At 53.1% G+C, this 4,488-nt stretch carries 5 protein-coding genes; all 5 read left to right on the forward strand.

Annotation, left to right across the window (positions count from 1 at the left end; all coding sequences use genetic code 11):
* Positions 1-1,201: aldehyde ferredoxin oxidoreductase C-terminal domain-containing protein (locus tag JDF658_RS11250; protein WP_079907701.1), on the forward strand; the 1,201-nt coding region annotated here is incomplete at its 5' end.
* A 167-nt stretch (positions 1,202-1,368) separates the two neighbouring features.
* A complete protein-coding gene (locus JDF658_RS11255) occupies positions 1,369-2,697 on the forward strand; it encodes a histidine kinase (RefSeq protein WP_078664518.1) in 1,329 nt (442 codons plus the stop codon).
* Positions 2,669-3,457, forward strand: coding sequence for a LytTR family DNA-binding domain-containing protein (locus JDF658_RS11260; protein ID WP_078664519.1), 789 nt, complete (start codon positions 2,669-2,671; stop codon positions 3,455-3,457). Before JDF658_RS11255 ends, JDF658_RS11260 begins: the two co-directional genes overlap by 29 nt.
* Positions 3,458-3,516: 59 nt before the next feature.
* Positions 3,517-3,906 carry a holo-ACP synthase gene (acpS, locus tag JDF658_RS11265; protein ID WP_079907703.1) on the forward strand — a complete coding sequence of 130 codons (390 nt, stop codon included), beginning with the start codon at positions 3,517-3,519 and terminating at the stop codon, positions 3,904-3,906.
* A gap of 1 nt (position 3,907) precedes the next feature.
* A partial coding sequence (locus JDF658_RS11270; protein WP_079907705.1) for an NAD(P)H-hydrate epimerase occupies positions 3,908-4,488 on the forward strand: 581 nt, incomplete at its 3' end.

Genomic DNA, 4,488 nt, shown 5'->3' on the forward strand with positions numbered 1-4,488 from the left:
GACCAACCGGGAAGGATTGCCTTCCCGCCATGCCGGCCGCGGGGGCATGGGGGCAGTGATGGGCAGCAAGGGGCTGAAGGCCATTGTGCTGGTGGGCAAGGATGGCGTTTCCCGGCCTGCCGCTCAGCCGGAGCAATTTACTGCTGCCATGCGGGCCTGGTCGGAAGGGCTGATCAAGGGCAAAAAAGCCCTGACCCGGTTTGGTACTGCCATGCTGGTTAATGTCATCAATGGGATCGGCGGGTTACCCACCCGCAATTACCGACAGGGACGGTTTGAACTGGCGGAAAAACTGTCCGGAGAGGAACTGGAGGCCAGGGCTACCGCCCGGGGTGGCCGCACAGCTCATGCCTGTCACCGGGGCTGTGTTATCCGCTGTTCCAACATCTATCATGATGAACAGGGCCAGTATCTCACTTCCGCACTGGAATATGAAACCCTCTGTCTCCTGGGGTCCAACCTGGGGATTGGAGATATTGATGCTGTTGCCCGTTTTGACCGGCTCTGTGATGACCTGGGCATGGATACCATGGAAACAGGCGCTGCTCTGGGGGTAGCCATGGAAGGCGGTCTGCTTGCCTTCGGTGATACTGCCGGGGTGGAGGAATTGCTGAAAGAAGTGGGGGCCGGGACAGTGCGGGGCCGTCTGCTGGGACAGGGAGCGGCTACCGTTGGCAAGGTGCTGGGGGTAAAAAGGGTACCTGCAGTCAAGGGCCAGAGCCTCTCTGCCTATGATCCGCGGGCCCTCAAGGGAACAGGTGTAACCTATGCTACCTCGCCCATGGGAGCGGATCATACTGCCGGGAACTGTTTGCCAGGCCGGGGTGGTCTGGATACAAAGCAAGCTGCTGGCCAGGTGGACTTAAGCCGGCAGCTGCAGATAATCAGTGCTGCCTGTGATGCTCTCGGAGTATGTATTTTTGTTGGTCCCACGCCGGATAACGTGGGTCCCCTGGCCCAGCAACTTACCTACTTCAATGGCAACAATTGGCAGGAGCGGGATTTGCTGGAGCTGGGCAAAGAGGTACTGGCCATGGAACTGGAATTCAACCGCCAGGCCGGCTTCGGACCGGAGGATGATGACCTGCCCGCCTTTTTCCGGGAAGAAGTTTTGCCGGAAACGGGTACAGTTTTTGATTTGCCTCAATCCCAGCTGGCAGAGGTGTTTAGTGATTTTTTTCGTCCCGGGGGCAGCGGATGAGAAAATAATGCAAGGTGGAAAGAAGTTGCTTCCGGTAATCGGGGGGAGAATCCCCCCTTTTTTTGTGGGAAAAAGAAAAAAACTGTAGTATAATAAAAATTAAAAGGAAAAAAACCTTGTAAGTAGAATATACAGTTTAATATCCTGAAGCATATTGAGGTGAGGGCATGCGAGTTGGACAGGCAATTGCCATTGGATTAGGAATTACCCTGCTGGAAACCCTCTTCCTCCTGGCTGGATTTAACAGCAACCTCTGGTTAACCGGTGGTTTTCTGGCGATAATAAACGGAGTCGGAGCCTACATCGCTCTGGATTATGCCGCCAGGCGCAGGGTTGTGACAGTACGGTTGGATGACCAGCCGGTGGACCCTACACTGCAAATCGCCAATGAAACCCTGCCGGTCTTGCGCCGGGGGCTGAATGAGGAAACGGCCCGCAAGACGGCGGAAATTATTCAGAAGATCTCTGATGTAGCCGCTGTGGCCATTACCGACCGGGAAAAGGTGCTGGCCTATGTGGGAGCCGGGTGTGAACGACATCAGCCGGGACGTTTGATTTTGACCCATGCCACCAAACAGGTGATTGCTACAGGTGAACTAAAAATCGTAGAGAACAAGGAGAATTTGCGCTGCCCGGTCAAGGATTGTGACTGTCCCCTGGAAGCAGCGGTTATCGCCCCTTTGAAATGCCAGGGGAAAGTGGTGGGATGTGTCAAGCTCTACCAGACCAAACAGGGCAAAATTCCGCCCCATGTCATCAAACTGGCAGTGGGGATTGCCCAGCTTCTGGCGGTACAGATGGAACTGGCGGAGCTGGACAGGCAAGCCCAGCTGGTGACCAGTGCCGAGCTTCAGGCACTGCATGCCCAGATTAACCCCCATTTTCTTTTTAATACTCTTAATACTATCATTATGTTCAGCCGTACCAATCCCGAAACAGCCCGGCGCCTATTAATCCGCCTGGCCGCTTTTTTCCGCCATGCCTTGAAAAAACATCAAATGTTCAATACTTTAGAAGAAGAGCTGGAATATGTCAATACCTATCTGGTTCTGGAGAAAGCGCGTTTCAGGGAAAAGTTAAAAATCCTGCGGGATATTGACCCCGAGTTATTGCAGTATCAGGTGCCGGTGTTGACCATCCAGCCGCTAGTGGAAAATGCCATCAAGCATGGCATTACACCCAAAATGGGCAAAGGAGCAGTGCAGATTTCTGCCCGAAAGGTGGATGGTGAGCTGGAAATCGTGATCCGGGATGATGGAGTGGGCATACCCAGGGAAAAACTGCCCCTGGTTCTGACCCCTGGTTATGGCTCTGGCAACGGGGTAGGTTTGTCCAATGTCCATGAACGCCTGAAAGGCCTGTTTGGGGAAGACCACGGCCTGAAGATAGTCAGCGAAGAGGGCAAAGGCACTACTGTTACGGTACGGGTACCCTTACTGAAAGAGAAACATGTGGGAGGGGAAAGGCATGAAGTTGAAGGCTTTAATCGTAGATGATGAATATCCGGCCCGGAAAGAGCTGCGTTTTCTCTTGCAGCAGTTTGATAATGTCGAGGTGGTAGGGGAGGCAACCAATGCTCAGGAGGCTATGACTCTGATTAAGGCCCTGGATTACTCCATTTTGTTCCTGGATATTGAAATGCCTGGCATGAACGGCCTGGAGCTGGGGGCCCGAATTCGGGAATTGCCCAAACCCCCCAAAATCATTTTTGTTACTGCCTATGATGAATACGCAGTTAAGGCTTTTGATGTCGAGGCCATTGATTATCTGCTCAAACCCATTGATGAAAAGCGGCTGGCCCGGGCTATTGCCAAAGTGGAAAAAGCCATCTTGCAACAGCAGCAAAAAGCAGATGAAGCCGGAGCGGAAGAAAGGGGTGCTGATGATGGACCAGCTTTAGGTCCGGTGCCCGGCAATATCAAAATTGACCGCATTCCGGCGGAAAAACAGGGTAAAACGGTGCTGGTCAATGAAGCGGATATCATTTATGCTTTTACAGAACAGGACTATGTTTATATTAAAACCTTTTCGGACAGACTTTTTACCAGATACACCCTGAAGGAACTGGAAAAACGCCTCAATCCCCAGGTCTTTTTCCGCACTCATCGTTGTTATATTGTCAATTTGCATAAAGTCAGGGAAATTGTGCCATTCTTCAATGGCACCTATACCTTGATCGTAGAAGACCAGGAAAAAAGCGAGGTTCCCGTCAGCCGGGCCAATGCCAAAAAACTGAAGAAAATTCTCGGCATGTAGGTTTGAACAGCTTACCCCCAGCAGATGCGCTGGGGGTCGGCTTTTGCGGAGGTGGGAAAGTGATTGTCGGCATCGGTACCGATATCATTGCCATAGAGCGCATCAGGCGGGCAGAAGAAAAAAGCGGTGGCCGCTTTAGCCAGCGGGTGCTGACGGCCGCTGAAAAAAGGATTTATGAAGGACGGCGGGATAGGATGGCTGTACTGGCAGCTCGTTTTGCTGCCAAAGAGGCGGTGGCCAAGGCGCTGGGGACAGGCCTGGGAGTGGTCTCCTGGCAGGATATCGAGATAGGGCGTAGCGAAACAGGCCGTCCGGTGGTGAGACTGACCGGGGAGGCGGAGCAGCAGGCCCGCCGCCTGGGCATAGGGGAGATTCAGCTTTCCCTATCCCACTGTCAGGACTATGCGGTCGCTTTTGCTCTGGCTCTAAGGAAACCAGGAGGTGTTTGAAATGCTGGTTTTGAAACCGGAGGAGATGAGACAGCTGGATCAGCTGGCGATAAAGAAGCTGGGCATTCCTGGAGCAGTGTTGATGGAAAATGCCGGAGTCCAGGTGGTACAGGCTGTGGAAAAATTGCTGGGGGAATTACGGGGCAAAAGGGCTACCATTCTGGTGGGCAAAGGCAATAATGGTGGGGATGGACTGGTAGTGGCCCGCCATCTGCTCAACCGGGGTATGGAGGTCAAAACCTTGCTTCTGGCAGCTCCTGAGGAAATCCGGGGCGATGCCCGCCTCAACCTGGAGATATTACATAACCTGGGTTACAAAGTCCATTATGCCGGGCAGCCGTCCAGTCTCAATACCGTCAAGGTTGCCCTGCTCTATACCGATATCATTATTGATGCCATTTATGGTACCGGTTTTCAGGGCTCGGTGCCGGAATATATAGGTCAGGTTATTAACCTGGTCAATGACAGCGGGAAGCCGATTGTGGCGGTGGATATTCCTTCCGGGGTAGAAGGAGCCAGTGGGCATGTTCACGGTCCGGCGATCAAGGCTACTGCTACCGTCACCATGGCCTATCCGAAAGT

The sequence above is a fragment of the Carboxydocella sp. JDF658 genome, from assembly GCF_002049395.1.
Classification (GTDB): Bacteria; Bacillota.

What these genes read in the sequence shown, in the direction of transcription:
- JDF658_RS11260 (WP_078664519.1), top strand. Translation starts at nt 2,669, where the DNA reads ATGAAGTTGAAGGCTTTAATCGTAGATGATGAATATCCGGCCCGGAAA.
- JDF658_RS11255 (WP_078664518.1), top strand. Translation starts at nt 1,369, where the DNA reads ATGCGAGTTGGACAGGCAATTGCCATTGGATTAGGAATTACCCTGCTG.